The 14,312-nt window shown below is 70.5% G+C and carries 16 protein-coding genes; 10 read left to right on the top strand and 6 right to left on the bottom strand.

Going from position 1 to position 14,312, the window contains the following annotated elements:
• From QZ772_RS25105 to QZ772_RS25090, 4 genes are all read left to right on the top strand, one after another.
• On the top strand, nt 1–1,586 hold a 1,586-nt coding region (locus tag QZ772_RS25105; protein ID WP_295532540.1), incomplete at its 5' end, for a molybdopterin cofactor-binding domain-containing protein.
• Nucleotides 1,579–2,460, top strand: a complete 882-nt coding sequence (locus QZ772_RS25100; protein ID WP_295532538.1) for a xanthine dehydrogenase family protein subunit M — start codon at nt 1,579–1,581, stop codon at nt 2,458–2,460. The genes QZ772_RS25105 and QZ772_RS25100, both read left to right, overlap by 8 nt.
• A complete protein-coding gene (locus QZ772_RS25095) occupies nt 2,457–2,936 on the top strand; it encodes a (2Fe-2S)-binding protein (RefSeq protein WP_295532536.1) in 480 nt (159 codons plus the stop codon). The genes QZ772_RS25100 and QZ772_RS25095 overlap by 4 nt, the downstream gene beginning before the upstream one ends.
• On the top strand, nt 2,926–3,786 hold the full coding sequence (locus tag QZ772_RS25090; RefSeq protein ID WP_295532534.1) for a CoxG family protein: 861 nt from the start codon (nt 2,926–2,928) through the stop codon (nt 3,784–3,786). The genes QZ772_RS25095 and QZ772_RS25090 overlap by 11 nt, the downstream gene beginning before the upstream one ends.
• A gap of 37 nt (nt 3,787–3,823) precedes the next feature.
• On the opposite strand, the gene QZ772_RS25085 is transcribed toward QZ772_RS25090, so the two are convergent.
• Nucleotides 3,824–4,462, bottom strand: a complete 639-nt coding sequence (locus QZ772_RS25085; protein ID WP_295532532.1) for a 2-dehydro-3-deoxy-6-phosphogalactonate aldolase — start codon at nt 4,460–4,462, stop codon at nt 3,824–3,826.
• A gap of 36 nt (nt 4,463–4,498) precedes the next feature.
• Entirely contained in the window at nt 4,499–5,392 is an 894-nt protein-coding gene (locus QZ772_RS25080) for a 2-dehydro-3-deoxygalactonokinase (RefSeq protein ID WP_295532530.1), read from the bottom strand.
• A gap of 287 nt (nt 5,393–5,679) precedes the next feature.
• Between QZ772_RS25080 and QZ772_RS25075 the strand changes: the two genes are divergently transcribed.
• Entirely contained in the window at nt 5,680–6,972 is a 1,293-nt protein-coding gene (locus QZ772_RS25075; protein WP_295532528.1) for an amino acid deaminase, read from the top strand.
• A 7-nt stretch (nt 6,973–6,979) separates the two neighbouring features.
• On the opposite strand, the gene QZ772_RS25070 is transcribed toward QZ772_RS25075, so the two are convergent.
• Both QZ772_RS25070 and QZ772_RS25065 read right to left on the bottom strand, forming a co-directional pair.
• Complete coding sequence (locus tag QZ772_RS25070; RefSeq protein ID WP_295532526.1) at nt 6,980–7,537, bottom strand: superoxide dismutase family protein; 558 nt, start codon at nt 7,535–7,537, stop codon at nt 6,980–6,982.
• On the bottom strand, nt 7,534–8,205 hold the full coding sequence (locus QZ772_RS25065; RefSeq protein ID WP_295532524.1) for a gamma-glutamylcyclotransferase: 672 nt from the start codon (nt 8,203–8,205) through the stop codon (nt 7,534–7,536). Before QZ772_RS25065 ends, QZ772_RS25070 begins: the two co-directional genes overlap by 4 nt.
• Before the next feature lie 139 nt (nt 8,206–8,344).
• Between QZ772_RS25065 and QZ772_RS25060 the strand changes: the two genes are divergently transcribed.
• Nucleotides 8,345–8,899 carry an OmpA family protein gene (locus QZ772_RS25060; RefSeq protein ID WP_295532522.1) on the top strand — a complete coding sequence of 185 codons (555 nt, stop codon included), beginning with the start codon at nt 8,345–8,347 and terminating at the stop codon, nt 8,897–8,899.
• 81 nt (nt 8,900–8,980) lie between these two features.
• On the opposite strand, the gene QZ772_RS25055 is transcribed toward QZ772_RS25060, so the two are convergent.
• Together QZ772_RS25055 and QZ772_RS25050 are read right to left on the bottom strand one after the other, a co-directional pair.
• Nucleotides 8,981–9,388: a hypothetical protein gene (locus QZ772_RS25055; RefSeq protein ID WP_295532520.1), complete on the bottom strand. Its 408-nt coding sequence runs from the start codon at nt 9,386–9,388 to the stop codon at nt 8,981–8,983.
• Between the two features lie 243 nt (nt 9,389–9,631).
• Nucleotides 9,632–10,657 (bottom strand): LacI family DNA-binding transcriptional regulator, encoded by a 1,026-nt coding sequence (locus QZ772_RS25050; protein WP_295532518.1) that lies wholly within the window; start codon nt 10,655–10,657, stop codon nt 9,632–9,634.
• A gap of 186 nt (nt 10,658–10,843) precedes the next feature.
• On the opposite strand from QZ772_RS25050, the gene QZ772_RS25045 reads away from it, so the two are divergent.
• The 4 genes from QZ772_RS25045 to QZ772_RS25030 all read left to right on the top strand — a co-directional run.
• Complete coding sequence (locus QZ772_RS25045; protein ID WP_295532516.1) at nt 10,844–11,407, top strand: gluconokinase; 564 nt, start codon at nt 10,844–10,846, stop codon at nt 11,405–11,407.
• On the top strand, nt 11,404–11,931 hold the full coding sequence (locus tag QZ772_RS25040; protein ID WP_295532514.1) for a TRAP transporter small permease subunit: 528 nt from the start codon (nt 11,404–11,406) through the stop codon (nt 11,929–11,931). Before QZ772_RS25045 ends, QZ772_RS25040 begins: the two co-directional genes overlap by 4 nt.
• Before the next feature lie 28 nt (nt 11,932–11,959).
• Nucleotides 11,960–13,240 (top strand): TRAP transporter large permease subunit, encoded by a 1,281-nt coding sequence (locus QZ772_RS25035; protein ID WP_295532512.1) that lies wholly within the window; start codon nt 11,960–11,962, stop codon nt 13,238–13,240.
• Nucleotides 13,241–13,302: 62 nt separating this feature from the next.
• Nucleotides 13,303–14,312, top strand: a 1,010-nt coding sequence (locus QZ772_RS25030; protein WP_295532511.1) for a TRAP transporter substrate-binding protein, incomplete at its 3' end; no start/stop codon positions are given.

Here is a 14,312-nt window from a genome sequence, read left to right as displayed (position 1 = left end):
GCTTCGGCGGCAAGATCGTCGAGGACGACAACCAGCTCGTCGCCGGCCTGCTGGCGCTCAAGACCGGCAGCCCGGTGCGCCTGGTCAACAACCGACTGGAGGACTTCCAGGCCTGCTGTGCCAGCGTGCCCGAGCGCATCACGTTGCGCCTGGGCATGGACCGCGAGGGCCTGATCGTGGCCAAGGAGGTGCGCATCCTGGCCGAATGCGGCGCCTATGCCGGCCTGGCCGGCGACGTGATGCACGTCAGCGCCATGCGCAGCGACAACATGCACCGCAACGGCAATGTGCGCTCGCATGCGACGCTGGTCTACACCAACAACCCGCCGCGGGGTGCCTTCCGCGGCTTCGGCGGGACGCAGATGCAGTTCGCGCTCAACAGCCACATCCACACCATGGCGGGGCAACTGGGCCTGGACCCGGTCGAGGTGCATGCACGCAATGCGCTGAAGGCCGGCGACATGTCGGTGCACGGCTGGCAGATCGGCAGCACCGGTCTCGTCGAGTGCCTGCAGCAGGCCACCGAGGCCATCGGCTGGGCCCAGAAGCGCCAACGGCCGAAGGACCGGGGCGTGAAGCGACGCGGCGTGGGCGTGGCCGCGGCCATGCACGTCAGCGGCAACCGCACCATCGGCAACTGGGACGGCGCCACCGTGGTCGTCAAGCTCAACGAGGACGGCCGCGTGTTCGTGGTCAGCGGTGAGTGCGACATGGGCCAGGGCGCCAGCACCATGATGAGCCAGATCGTGGCGCACGAGCTCGGGCTGCCGCTGTCGCATGTGCATGTGCTCGCGCCCGACACCGACGTGGCGCCGTTCGCGGTCGGCACGCTGGCCTCGCGCGTGACGATGTCGGCCGGCAATGCCGCGATCCAGGCGGGGCGCAAGGTGCGCGACGCACTGTTCGCGCTGGCTGCGCCGCGCTGGGGCGTGGCACCCGAGGCACTGTCGATCGGCGGCGGTGCGGTCTACGTGACGGCGGACCCCGCGCAGCGCGCCACGCTGGCCGAACTGGCCCGGCAGGCCGTGTGGCGCCACGGCGGCGGCGGCATCCAGGTCGAAGGCCGCTGGGACCCCAAGACCGTCATGCACGACGCCGACCTGTTCGGCAACGTGGCCGCCGCCTATTCCTATGCCGCGCAGGCGGTGGAGGTGGAGGTGGACACCGAGACCGGCCGCGTGACGGTGCTGGACAGCTATGTCGCCGACGACTGCGGCAAGGCGCTCAACCCGATCGCCATCCATGGCCAGACCAACGGTGCCACGGTGCAGGCCTTCGGCTGGGCGCTGTACGAGCAGCTGCACTACGAGAACGGACGCCTGGCCAACGGCAACTTCGCCGACTACACCATGGCCACCGCCGATGCCGTGCCGATGCTGCGCGGCGGCTTCGTCGAAAGCAACGACCCCAACGGGCCCTATGGCGCCAAGGGCGCGAGCGAGACGGCGATCCTGCCGGGCGCGCCCGCCATCGCCAATGCGGTGGAGGACGCCGTGGGCATCCGCATCCGCGACCTGCCCATCACGCCCGAGAAGGTGCTCGCCGCCCTGCGGTCCCAACAGCAGGAGGAGCCGCGCCATGCGTGAGTTCGACTACCTCGAGCCGGCCTCGGTCGAGGAGGCCAGCCGCATGCTCGCCGACGTGGGCGAGGACGCGCGCGTCATCGCCGGCGGCACCGCGCTCATGCTGGCCATGCGCCAGCGCATGCTCGCGCCGACGCACCTGATCTCGGTGGCCCGCATCGAGCGACTGCGCGGCATCGGATTCGAAACAGGCCATGGCCTGCGCATCGGCGCGCTGGCCCGGCACAGCGACATTGCCCGATCCCCGCTGGTGCAGGCCCATGCGCCCGTGCTGGCCAGCATGGCTGCGCGCGTGGCCAATCCCCAGGTGCGCAACCAGGGCACGCTGGGCGGCAACCTCTGCTACGCCGATCCGTCCACCGACCCGCCGGGCTGTCTGATGGCGCTCGATGCCCGGGTGGTGCTGGGCAGTGCCCGCGGCGAGCGGGTGCTGACCATGGAGGAATTCCTGGTCGACTACTACGTCACCGCGCTGGAGCCCGATGAGCTGGTGCTGGAGATCCGCGTCCCGCCGCAGCCGGCGGGCAGCGAAGGCGTCTACACCCGCTTCCTGCGCACCGCGGCCGAGCACCGGCCGCTGGCCAGCGTGGCCCTGGTGGTGCGGCGCGACGGTGCGCTGTGCCACGAGGCGCGGCTGGCCATCGGCGCCTCGGTGCCCATTCCGGCACGCATGCGGCGGGCCGAGGCCTTCCTGGCCGGCCGCCGCATCACCGCGGCCGTGGCCGCGGAGGCGGCCGACATCGTGGCGCAGGACATCGCGCCGGTGTCCGACCTGCGCGGCAGCGCCGGGCACCGCCGCGAGATGGTGCGGGCCATGACACGCCGCACCGTGGCCGAACAGTTCGGCCTTTCGATCGACGAAGGAATGAGCGCATGAGCACCCACCGCATCCATTGCACCGTCAACGGCGAGGCCCATGCCGTCGACGTGCCCGCACGCCGGCTGCTGGCCGACTTCCTGCGCGAGGACCTGAACCTCACCGGCACCAAGCGCGGCTGCGAGACCGGCATCTGCGGTGCCTGCTCCGTGCTGCTGGACGGCGAGGTGGTCAAGTCCTGCCTGCTGCTGGCCGTGCAGGTCGATGGCCGCAGCCTGACCACCATCGAGGGCCTGGCCGACGGCGACCGTCTGCATCCGCTGCAGGAGGCCTTCATGCGCTGCGGCGGCCTGCAATGCGGCTATTGCACGCCGGGGTTCGTGATGGCCTCGTGCGACCTGCTCGCCCACAACCCGCGGCCCAGCGTCGACCAGATCCGCCACGGCCTGGGCGGCAACCTCTGCCGCTGCACCGGCTACACGCAGATCGTCGAATCGGTGCTGCACGCCGCCCAGGAGATGAACCATGGACATTGAGAAGACGCTGACGGTGGCGGCGCCCCGCGAGCAGGTGTGGGCCTTGCTGCTGGACCCTCAGGTGATGGCCGGCGCCGTGCCGGGCATGCAGTCGATCGACGTGGTCAGCCCGACCGAGTACGTGGCGGTGATGCACCAGAAGATCGCCTTCATCAGCGCCCGCTTCAGGCTGCGCACGCGCATCGTCGAGCAGCGGGCACCGGAATACCTGTGCGCCGAAGGCACGGGCGAAGACGCCTCCGTCGCCAGCTCGCTCAAGCAGCGCACCGAGGTCTTCCTGATGCCGGCGGCGGAAGGCGGCACCGAGCTGCGCATCCGTGTGTCCGTCGACCTGCTGGGGCGGCTGGGCACTTTCGGGCTGTCGGTGATGAAGACCAAGGCCGACCGGCTGTGGGACGAATTCGGTGCCAACCTGAAGGCACGGGTGGAGGCCGGCGCTGCGCTGCCGACGGCCGCTGCGCCGCAGGGCACAACGCTTACGGATCGACAGGCCGCCTCGGCCTTGCCGCAGGCGCTGCCGCTGCCGCTGCCGCGGCCGCCCCAGCCGCCGGAGAAGTCGCCGCGGGTCGCGCAGGCGGAATCCCTGTCAGCATCCACCCCGCCGACCGAGGCACCTGTCGCCGCGATCGAGTCGCACGCCGGCCTGTATCCCGGCGGGACGGTCGCGCGGCCCGGTGGCTGGTGGTCGCGCTTCTGGCACCGCACCTCGGGCGCCGCGGGCGGCCAAAGCATCCGGGTGGAGGTGCGTCAGCGCGATCGCACCGTCAGCGTGGAATGGCCTGTCGAAGCCGCCGATCAGTGCCGCGAATGGCTGCGCGAGCTGACGGCATCGGGCACACCCCTGCGCTGAAGGCGGCGGACCGGCACGGACGGAAGGGACCCGGCGCTCAGCCAGGCATGGCCCGCCAGGCGCCGACGAAGACCTTTGCCGTCTCGGCCACGGCCGCCGCCGCCTTGCCGGGCTTGTAGAGCGACGAGCCGATGCCGAAGCCATCGGCGCCGGCCGCCCGCCACGCCCCCATGCCCTCGGGCGTGATGCCGCCCACGGGCAGCAGCGGCGTGCCGCGTGGCAGCACCGCCTTCAACGCCTTCACGGCGGCGGGCGACGCCATCTCGGCCGGAAAGAGCTTGAGCGCATGGGCGCCGGCCGCCAGTGCACCGAAGGCCTCGGTCGGCGTGAGCACGCCGGGCAGGGCGACCATGCCGAGCGCGACGGTCTCGCGCACCACCGCGGCATCGAAGCAGGGCGACACGATCAACTGGCCGCCCGCCGCATGCACCTCGCGCACCTGCTGCATCGTCAGCACGGTGCCCGCGCCCACCAGCGCACCGGGGCACTGTTTGCGCAGCAGGCGGATGCTCTGCAGCGACTCGGGCGAATTCAGCGGCACCTCCAGGAGGCTGAAGCCGGCCGCGACGAGGGCCTGTCCCACGGCGGGCGCCTCGGCCGGAGTGAGGCCGCGCAGGATGGCGACGAGGGGCAGTTGCGCCATTGCGTGCTGGAAGGCGGGGAGCAGGTCGTTCATGGGCATGGATGTCGGAAGGGGGGAAGGGCCGGGCGCTCAGCCGGCGGCCTGCCGCGCGCGCCACAGGGCATGCGCGCCGGCCCAGGTGGCCTGGGCGTCGAGTTGCCGGGCCGGCACGCCCACGCTGTCCAGCGCCAGGGCATAGCGTTCGGTCAGCGTCGGGCTGCCGACCAGCACCACCGGCACGCCGGGCTGCAGCGGCTGGGCGCGCAGTTCGTCGCCGATGAGCAGGCCCGACAGGTAGCTGCTGGCCGCCGCGGGACTGAGCCGGTCGAACAGCGCGAGTGCGCGAATGCCGAAGGCCAGGTTCAGCAGTCCCGGCGAGTCGGGCCGTCGTGCCCGGCCCACGCCATCGAGGAAGGCGCCCTCGTGCAGCGGCGCGTCGGCCTGCAGCGTGCGCGCGAGGATCGAATGCTGCGACAGTAGCGCATAGAACTCCCCCGTCATGAAGGTGCGAAAGCCCGTCACCCGGCCTTCGGCCACCTGCGCCCACTTGTTGTGGGTGCCGGGCAGCACGAACATGCCGTCCTGCACGCCGGTGAGGCGCATGGCGCCGAGGATCTGCGTCTCCTCGCCGCGCATCACGTCCGGCACGCCGGACTCGTGGTCCACCAGGCCCGGCACCATGTCGATGCGGCCGGGCACCACCGGCACGACCTGCTGCGCGATGTCCTCTGCGCCGCAGGGGCAGGCGCAGTAGGGCGCCTCGACCCAGCCCTGACGGCTGCCGGCCATGCCGGCGATCAGGCAGCGGCGGTCGGGCACGGCCATCCAGTCGAGCGTGAAGGCCTCGAACACCTCCGCGAAGCCGGCGCCGTCCAGGTGCAGGATGCCGCGCGGGGCGCTGCGCTCTTCCAGCACACGGCCGTCCTCGGCGATCAGCGCACCGCGCAGCGAGGTGGTGCCCCAGTCGAGGGCGACGAAGCTCATGAAGACAGTCCTTTCAGACGGGGCAGGGCATGGCGCGTCCGCAATGGCGCATGAAGACGGCGCGCTGGCCCGGGATGGCGAGGTCACGGCGGCAACCCGCGCGGCGAGGCCTCGCGCCGCCATGGCCGCGCAGTCTCGCATGCCCTCGCGCCCCTGCGTCCTCGGGCACCCTTGCCCCGGCGACCGGTCAGGCGGTGCCGTGCGGGGCCGGCAAGAATGGAGGGCTGTCGCATCGGTGCGCGGCGGCATCGCCGCCGCGGCGCCCGCTGCGCATCCCTTCTTCCATCATGACTCCCGAACTGCTCGATCCTCTTCTCGATTCTTCCTTCAAGGGCTATCCCCGCACCCAGGCGCCCCGCGCTCGCAGCGCCGTCGGCGCTGCCGGCTGGAACGTGCTGGCCGGAGACCTGCCGCTGCCCCTGGCCGTGATCCGTCGCGAGGCGCTGTCGCACAACCTGGCCTGGATGCAGCGCTATGTGCGCAGCCATGGCATCGACCTGGCGCCACATGGCAAGACCACCATGTCGCCGCAGCTCTTCACGCGGCAGATCGATGCCGGTGCCTGGGGCATCACCTTCGCCAACGTCGCGCAACTGGCCATCGGCGTGGCGGCCGGCGTGCGCCGCTGCCTGATCGCCAACCAGGTGATGCAGGACGAGGATCTGGCCGGCATCCAGCAGATGCTGGCCGCGCACGAGGGCCTGCGCGTCGTTTTCCTCGTCGACTCGATGGCGCAGCTGGCGCTGATCGAGGCGTGGGCTGCGGCGCATGCCGGCGCCCGGCCTTTCGAGGTGATGCTGGAGATCGGCCTGGACGGCGGCCGCACCGGCTGCCGCACGCAGGAGGAGGCCATCACCCTGGCCCGCGCGCTGGGCGCGAGCCCGGCGTTGCGGCTGGTGGGCATCGAGTGCTACGAAGGCCTGTGGGCCACGGGCGACTCCGCGGCCGACGCGGCGCTGGCCACGGCCCTGATGGACCGCGTGCAGGCCGTCGCCCGCCTGTGCGCCGACGAGGACCTGTTCGACACGGACGAGGTGCTGTGTTCGGCCGGCGGCTCGGCCGTCTTCGACCTGGTGGCCGGCCGCCTTCGACCGGCACTCGGGCGGCCGGTGCGCGGCCTGCTGCGCTCGGGCTGCTACGTGACGCACGATCACGGCTTCTACACGCGCATGGTGGGGCAGGTGAATGCGCGCATCGGCTGCGATTGCGCGGAGGACGGGTTGCGCCCCGCCATGGAGGTCTGGGCCGCGGTTCAATCGTGCCCCGAGCCGCGACTCGCGATCCTCACCGCCGGACGGCGCGACGTCTCCTTCGACATCACGATGCCCATTCCCTTCGCGCGTGCCCTGCGCGGCGCGCAGGCACCCTCGGGCGTACCGGCGAGCTGGAAGATCACCGCCCTCAACGACCAGCACGCCTACCTGCGCTGGGACGAAAGCGACGACGCGCTCGCCCCGGTGGTGGGCGAGCGCGTCGGTCTGGGCATCTCGCATCCCTGCACCACCTTCGACAAGTGGCGCTGGATGCCGGTGGTGGACGAGGCTTACAACGTCGTCGACGCCATCACCACCGCCTTCTGAGGCCGCCTCAGCGGGTGATGACGCCGCAGGCGATGCGCGGGCCGGAATTGCCGGCCGGCTGCGTCGTGTAGTCGTCGCGGTCCTTGTGGACGACGATGGCTCGGCCGACCACGTTGTTGGCGGCACCGTCGGTCAGCGAGATGGCGTGGATATCCACGCTGAAGCGGGCCACGCCGTTGGAATCGGCCACCAGGCTGGGCAGCTCGCCGGCATGGCTGCCGGGCGCGCCGAACTTGCCGTGCGTGCCGCCGGCCGGGTTGAAGTGGCCACCCGAGGCATTGCCGTTGTCGGCGCACGAGCCCTTCTCGTGGATGTGGAAGCCGTGCTCCGAGCCGGGTGCCAGTCCGCGCACCTCGCCGGCCACGCGCACGCCGTGGTCTAGGGCGGTGAGCGTGACCTGGCCCATGGTCGGATTGGGCGTCACGGCGCCGGTGGGCGCCAGGGTGGCCGTGGCGCGCGAGGCGCCCATGCCCATTCCGGCGCAGGCGGCGAGCAGCAGGCTGGAGCCGGCGAGGGTGCAGGCGGCCAGCACGCGGGCAGAGGGCAGGGCGGAGCGGAGGTTCATGGCGTTGTTCCTTTGGAGGATGAGGAAGAGGAGTCGGACGGGCTCAGGTGTAACGATGCGGCAAGTGCCTGGCTGTCGGCGGAGGTCGCCATTTCTGCCGGTGAATGGGTCGCCAGACGCAACAGACGGGCCAGCGCGGAGTCGCGGATGCCATGGCGCTGAAGGGCTTCGAGCGTCTGCCGCGCATAGTCGAGCGAGCTGCCGTAGCGGCCCACGGCGGTGGCGAAGATCTCCCGGTAGCGCTCTTCGCTGAGCGTGCCGGTGAAGTTGGGCGATTTGCGCGACAGCGTGAAGGCCAGCGCCCGTACCGGCCCCTGCGCCGTCTGGCAGTGCAGCCAGCGCGGGTCGTAGACGCCGGTGGGCATCTCGCGCAGCCAGAGGCGACCCAGCGTCTCCAGCGCGATGGCCTGCGGAATGCGGAACACCATGCCGCGGCAACTGCCGCCGCTGAGCAGGCCGAAGACCAGGCCGGGCTTCTCGATGCTGCCGCGGTTGACGCGGCTCCACATCTTCAGCGCCCGGTGCCAGCCGCGCACCTGGGCAGGCCGGGCCTCGCTGTGGTCGAAACCCGGGTTCCAGATCAGCGAGCCATAGCCGAAGAGCCACAGGTCGCCATGGCCGCCCCATTCGGCAATCGTGCGTTCGAGCAACGGGCCGGGGTCGCGCACGGGCGGAGGATGCGCGCCGACAAGGGGCGGCAGGGATGTGGCACCTAGAATTTCGGCTTCTGAAACGGGCTTCACGCGGCCCATTATTGCCAAGGCATCCTCCATGGCCACCCTTCAACATCCCGAGAGACGCAGCCTCATGTCCACCCCCGACGACGACTCCCAGCAACGCTTTGCCCTTGGCCTGGTGTTCGTGCTCATCGCCCTGATCGTCGCCACGACGATCGGTGCCGCGGTCTACCACTACGGCATGCCCGGCAGCGGCAATGCCGATGCGGCTGGCACGGCCAGCACCGCACCGGCGGCCCCGGCCACGGGCGTCGCCGTTATCACCGAGACGGTGGTGGCCGTGGTGCCCGAAGGCGCCAGCGTGCGCGTGGAAGGCGGCGTGGTGAAGTTCTACTTCGCCACCGGCAGCGCCGACATCGCCCCGGGCGCCGCCGAGGCGCTGGCCCTGGTCCTGCAGGGTGTGCAGAACGGCCGCAAGGCGGTCATCTCGGGCTACCACGACACCACGGGCGACCCGGCCAAGAACGAAGAACTGGCCAAGCAGCGCGCCATCACCGTGCGCGACGTGCTGGTGGGCCTGGGCGTGGCCGAGGACAAGGTCACGCTGGAAAAGCCGGCCGTCGCCGCCGCCGGTCAGGGCGACAACGCGGCGGCGCGTCGCGTCGAGGTGAAGCTGGTCGACTGACGCGGCTTTGCCCTTACCCGACAGAGCCCGGCGATGCCGGGCTTTTTCGTGCGCACCAGCAGCCGGGGCCGCTGTCCGCGATCAGCGCGCGATCAGATGGACGACGGTCGCCGCGAGCCCTGCGGCGAGGCCCGCCGTGAGCCACTTCAGCCGCTGCAGCCGCACGCGGTTCATCTCGATGCGAGCGATGAGCTGGGTGTTCTGCTCGGCCAGGGATTTGATGAGTTCGGTCGAGGCCTGCATCTGCGCCTCGATGTCGCGGACGGCGCCTTCCAGGCGCTGGACCTGCTGGCGAAGCTGCTCTACCTCGGTGAGCGGCCGGGCTGGCGGTGCCTCGGCCTCGTTGGCGGCCGCCTGCTCGGCGCTCTGGCGGCGCCGGGTGACGGAACCCCACAGCTTCGCCGCGCCCTCCGCGACCTTGGGTGCGTTCTCGACGACCTGGCCCCAGGGGATGTTGGCAAGAACGGTGAAGAGGGTGCCAGCGGCCATGGTGTCGTCGATGGAAGAAAAGAAAAGGATGAGGTGCCGGGACGGCCAAATGTTCCCCAGCCGCGCAATGCCGGTCAGTCAACCCGTTCGCCCTGAGCTCGTCGAAGGGCCTTGACAGTCAGTGCCCCGGCTTCGACAGGCTCAGCCCGACCGGTCGTTGATCGACTGACTGCCATTGCCCCGGCGGCGCGGGCTGGCCCCAAGGCATGCGCCTCGCTGCCCGACAAGCGCGGCGCTCCGTGGTCAGGCGCTTTCACGCGCCACCACCTCCCACGCCAGCTCGATGCAGCTCTGCTCTACCGGCGTCCCCCGCATCAGCTGCAGGAGCATGCCGGCCGCCGCCTGGCCGATCTCGCGCCGGGGCGTGCGCACGCTGGTCAGGCTGGGCAGCAGCTGGTCGCTGCCGGGCAGGTCGTTGAAGCCGGCCACGGCCACGTCGCGCGGCACCGAGATGCCCAGCCGCGGCGCGGCCATCAGGGCACCCTGGGCCAGGTCGTCGTTGCAGAAGAAGATGGCGTCGGGTTTCGCCTCGGCCACGATGCGGCCGAACATCTGCGCGCCCAGGGCGAAGGAGGAGGGCTCGGGCCGCAGGAATTCGAGCGCCGGGTCGTAGCAGCCGGCGGCCTGCAGGGCGCGGCGGTAGCCCTCGGCGCGCTGCATGACGCGGGCGTCGAGCTGGGCGGCGGCGTACGCGATGCGGCGGGCGCCGCGCGCCAGCAGGTGTTCCGTCAGCGCCTGGCCGGCGTCCTGCTGCGAGAAGCCCACGCAGTGCACGCCCGGGGCGCGGCTGGTCTCCATGACATGCACGCAGGGCACGCGGCTGGCCTGGATCAGGGCGCGGGTCTCCTCGCTGCGCTCGAAGCCGGTGACGATCAGGCCGGCCGGTCGGTGCATGAGCTGCTCGCGCAGCAGTTGCTCTTCCTCGCGCGGGTCGTAGTGGGTCACGCCGATCAGCGTCTGGAAGCCCTGGGCGCGCAGCGTGCGCTGCACGGCCTCCAGCAGATCCACGAACAGGGTGTTGGTGAGCAGGGGGATGAGCACCGCCACATGCGTGCTGCGCTGCGAGGCCAGGGCGCGGGCGGCTGGGTCGGGCACGTAGCCCAGGCGGGCGGCTGCCTCGCGCACCCGCCCGACCAGCAACGGATCGACGCTGCGCTCGCCCCGCAGCGCCCGGGAGACGGTGATCGGACTCACGCCGGCGGCGCGGGCGACGTCTTCGAGGGTGAGGCGGCCGCTGGAGCGGCGGGAGCGGCGGATGGCGTCGGTCAAGGGTTTGTCCTAGGCGGGCGAGAAATCATTGTTCAATAAGATAGCGCTATCCAGCCGGTTCGACCAGCAGGGTTTGTGCGGTGCACTTCCCAGACCTGATCGACCGCCTCTTCATGTCGAGGGAGTTCGTTCTCTCTCTTCCGTCGGCTGCGTGGTTTGATGCTGCGCAGCTTTTTTTGGATTCGCATGGATAGCGCTATCTCATCGTTCCGGCCGTCCGCCATCGTGGTGATGGGCGTCTCCGGCTGCGGCAAATCGAGCGTGGGCCAGGGCTGCGCGGACGCGCTGGGCTGGCCGCTTTGCGAGGGCGATGCGTACCACGCGCCCGAGAGCATCGCCAAGATGAGCGCGGGCATTCCCCTGGACGATGCCGACCGCGCCGGTTGGCTGGATCGCCTGGCCGCGCTGCTCGCGCCGGAGGCGGCGCGGGGCGGCGTGGTGCTCACCTGCTCGGCCCTGCGGCGCAAGTACCGCGACCGGCTGCGCGACGCCAATCCGCGCCTGGGCTTCGCCTTCCTGTCGCTCGATTTCGACCAGGCGCTGGAACGGGTGAAGTCCCGGCCCGGCCATTTCTTTTCGCCCGCGCTGGTGGCCAACCAGTTCGCCACGCTGGAGTCGCCCACCGGCGAGGCCGGCGTGCTCACGCTCGACGCCACGCGGCCGCTGGCCGATCTGGTCGCCGAGATCGCCGCCTGGGCCCGGCCCGCCACGCCGCAGGCCGCCGACCGACACGCTGGAGACATCGCATGACGACCTCTTCCTCTTCTTCCCCCGCGTCTTCGCGCCCCGTCCGCGCGCCCCTGCTCAAGCGCCTGGCCGAGCACTTCATGGTGCTCGCCCTGGCCGGCATGGTCGTGGCGGTGTTCGTCAACGTGGTGCTGCGCTATGTCTTCTCGACCAGCATCGTGTCGTACGAGGAGATCTCGCGCCTGCTCTTCGTGTGGCTGGTGGCGGTGGGCGCCATCGTGGCGGCCTTCGAGGCCAAGCACCTGGGCTTCGACATGCTGACGTCGCGGCTCTCGGGGCTGCCCGCCCGGCTGCTGTTCTGGGTGAGCCGCCTGCTGATCGGGCTGTGCCTGGTGCTGCTGGTGATCGGCTCCTGGGAGCAGGTCAAGGCGGGCTTGAACAGCTACAGCACGGTGCTGGGCTATCCGCTGGCGCTGGGCGCGGCCGCCACGCTGGTGCTCGGCCTGGGCCTGCTGGTGGCCCTGGCCGTCGAACTGCGCCGCGGCAAGCCGCTGGAAGGCGCGGACGACGAAGCCATCCTCGAATGACGCCCCGGCCCCACCTTCCGAGCAGAACATGATCGTCACCTTCATCTTCCTGGCCGTGCTCATCGGCGGCATGGCCATCGGCATGCCCATCGCGCAGGCGCTGGTGCTCACCGGCGTGGCGCTGATGTGGCACCTGGACTTCTTCGATTCGCAGCTGCTGGCGCAGAACCTGCAGGCGGGCTTCGACAACTTCCCGCTGCTGGCCGTGCCCTTCTTCATCCTGGCGGGCGAGCTGATGAACGCGGGCGGCCTGTCGCGCCGCATCATCGACCTGGCCCGCGCCTTCGTGGGGCATATCCGCGGCGGACTGGGCTTTGTCGCCATCGGCGCGGCGGTGCTGCTGGCCTCGATGAGCGGCTCGGCCATCGCCGACACCGCGGCGCTGGCCACCATCCTGCTGCCGATGATGCGCGAGCAGCAGTACCCCTCCAGCTACAGCGCGGGCCTGCTGGCCTCGGGCGGCATCATCGCGCCCATCATCCCGCCGTCGATGCCCTTCGTGATCTACGGGGTGACGACCAACACCTCGATCAGCAAGCTCTTCCTGTCGGGCGTGGTGCCGGGCCTGCTGATGGGCATCTTCCTGATCGCGGCGTGGGCCTTCATCGCGCGCAAGCACCAGCTGGCGGCACTGCCGCGCGTGCCGTGGGGCCAACGCGTCAAGGCGCTGGGCCACAGCTTCTGGGCCATGATGATGCCGGTCATCATCCTGGGCGGCCTGAAGGGCGGCATCTTCACGCCCACCGAGGCGGCCGTCGTGGCGGCGGTCTATGCGCTGCTGGTGTCGACCTTCATCTATCGCGAGCTGACGCTGGCGCGCCTGTACGACGTGTTCCTGGCCGCCGGCAAGACCACCGCCGTCGTCATGTTCCTATGCGGCGCGGCCACCGTCACGGCCTACATGATCACGCTGGCCGATCTGCCCAACATGCTGGCCGACAGCTTCGCCGGCGTCATGGGCAACCCGGTGGTCTTCATGGCGCTGATGATGGCCTTCCTGCTGGCCGTGGGCACGGCGATGGACCTGACGCCCACCATCCTGATCTTCGGTCCGGTCTGTGCGCCGCTGGCCGTCAAGGCCGGCATCGACCCGGTGTACTTCGGCTTCATGTTCATCTACGTGGGCTGCATCGGCCTGATCACCCCGCCCGTGGGCACGGTGCAGAACGTGGTCGCCGGCGTGGGCCGGCTGCGGATGGAGACCGTCATCCGCGGCACCACGCCCTTCCTGCTGATGTACGTGCTGCTGCTGGTGCTGATGGTGATCTTTCCGCAGCTCATCACGGCGCCGCTGGCGTGGATGCACTGATCCGCGGCGCCCACCGCTCACCCGCTCTTCGTTCCCTCATCCCAATCCAAAGGAAGACAACCATGCGCATGCGTTTCGCTCTCGCCGGCCTCGTCGCCGCCCTCGTGGCCACCGGTGCCGCCCACGCCCAGGACTTCAAGCCGCGCATCGTGCGCTTCGGCTACGGCCTGGTCGACAACTCCAACCAGGGCCGCGCCGTGCGCTTCTTCGCCCAGGAGGTCGAGAAGGCGACCGGCGGCAAGATGAAGATCCGCGGCATCGGCAATGCCTCGCTCGGCTCCGACACCCAGATGCAGCAGGCCCTGATCGGCGGTGCGCAGGAGATGATGGTCGGCTCCACCGCCACCCTGGTCGGCCTGGTGCCCGAGATGGCCGTGTGGGACACGCCCTTCCTGTTCTCCACCGCCAAGGAAGCCGACACGGTGCTCGACGGCCCCACCGGCGAGGCCGTCAAGGCCAAGCTGGAGCCCAAGGGCATGGTCGGCCTGGTGTACTGGGAGAACGGCTTCCGCAACCTCACCAACAGCAAGCGGCCGGTCACCAAGCTGGAGGACCTGAATGACGTCAAGCTGCGCGTGATGCAGAACAACGTGTTCCTCGACAGCTTCAAGACGCTGGGCGCCAACGCGGTGCCGCTGCCCTTCTCGGAGCTGTTCACCGCGCTGGAGACGCGCGCCGTCGACGGCCAGGAGAACCCGTACAACACCGTGCTCTCCAGCAAGTTCTATGAAGTGCAGAAGTACCTGACGGTCACCAACCACGTCTACAGCCCCTGGATCGTCACGGTGAGCAAGAAGTGGTGGGACACCCTCAGCCCCGCCGAGAAGAAGGTGCTGCAGGACGCCGCCGTCAAGAGCCGCGACTTCGAGCGCAAGGACACGCGCGAGGAGGCCGCCAAGGCCCTCGCCGAACTCAAGACCAAGGGCATGCAGGTCAACGAGCTGCCCGCCGCCGAGGCCAACCGCATGCGCGAGAAGCTCACGTCGGTGCACGCCGATCAGCGTCTGGAAGCCCTGGGCGCGCAGCGTGCGCTGCACGGCCTCCAGCAGATCCACGAACAGGGTGTTGGTGA

Origin of the sequence: uncultured Pseudacidovorax sp., assembly GCF_913773995.1 — a bacterium.
Classification (GTDB): Bacteria; Pseudomonadota; Gammaproteobacteria; order Burkholderiales; family Burkholderiaceae_C; genus Xenophilus.
This window is presented reverse-complemented; position numbering and strand designations above follow the sequence as displayed.

Coding starts and splice junctions, on each gene's coding strand:
- QZ772_RS25060 (WP_295532522.1), top strand. CDS start 8,345: ATGTCCACCCCCGACGACGACTCCCAGCAACGCTTTGCCCTTGGCCTG.
- QZ772_RS25085 (WP_295532532.1), bottom strand. CDS start 4,462: ATGAACGACCTGCTCCCCGCCTTCCAGCACGCAATGGCGCAACTGCCC.
- QZ772_RS25075 (WP_295532528.1), top strand. CDS start 5,680: ATGACTCCCGAACTGCTCGATCCTCTTCTCGATTCTTCCTTCAAGGGC.
- QZ772_RS25090 (WP_295532534.1), top strand. CDS start 2,926: ATGGACATTGAGAAGACGCTGACGGTGGCGGCGCCCCGCGAGCAGGTG.
- QZ772_RS25035 (WP_295532512.1), top strand. CDS start 11,960: ATGATCGTCACCTTCATCTTCCTGGCCGTGCTCATCGGCGGCATGGCC.
- QZ772_RS25040 (WP_295532514.1), top strand. CDS start 11,404: ATGACGACCTCTTCCTCTTCTTCCCCCGCGTCTTCGCGCCCCGTCCGC.
- QZ772_RS25070 (WP_295532526.1), bottom strand. CDS start 7,537: ATGAACCTCCGCTCCGCCCTGCCCTCTGCCCGCGTGCTGGCCGCCTGC.
- QZ772_RS25100 (WP_295532538.1), top strand. CDS start 1,579: ATGCGTGAGTTCGACTACCTCGAGCCGGCCTCGGTCGAGGAGGCCAGC.
- QZ772_RS25080 (WP_295532530.1), bottom strand. CDS start 5,392: ATGAGCTTCGTCGCCCTCGACTGGGGCACCACCTCGCTGCGCGGTGCG.
- QZ772_RS25095 (WP_295532536.1), top strand. CDS start 2,457: ATGAGCACCCACCGCATCCATTGCACCGTCAACGGCGAGGCCCATGCC.
- QZ772_RS25055 (WP_295532520.1), bottom strand. CDS start 9,388: ATGGCCGCTGGCACCCTCTTCACCGTTCTTGCCAACATCCCCTGGGGC.
- QZ772_RS25045 (WP_295532516.1), top strand. CDS start 10,844: ATGGATAGCGCTATCTCATCGTTCCGGCCGTCCGCCATCGTGGTGATG.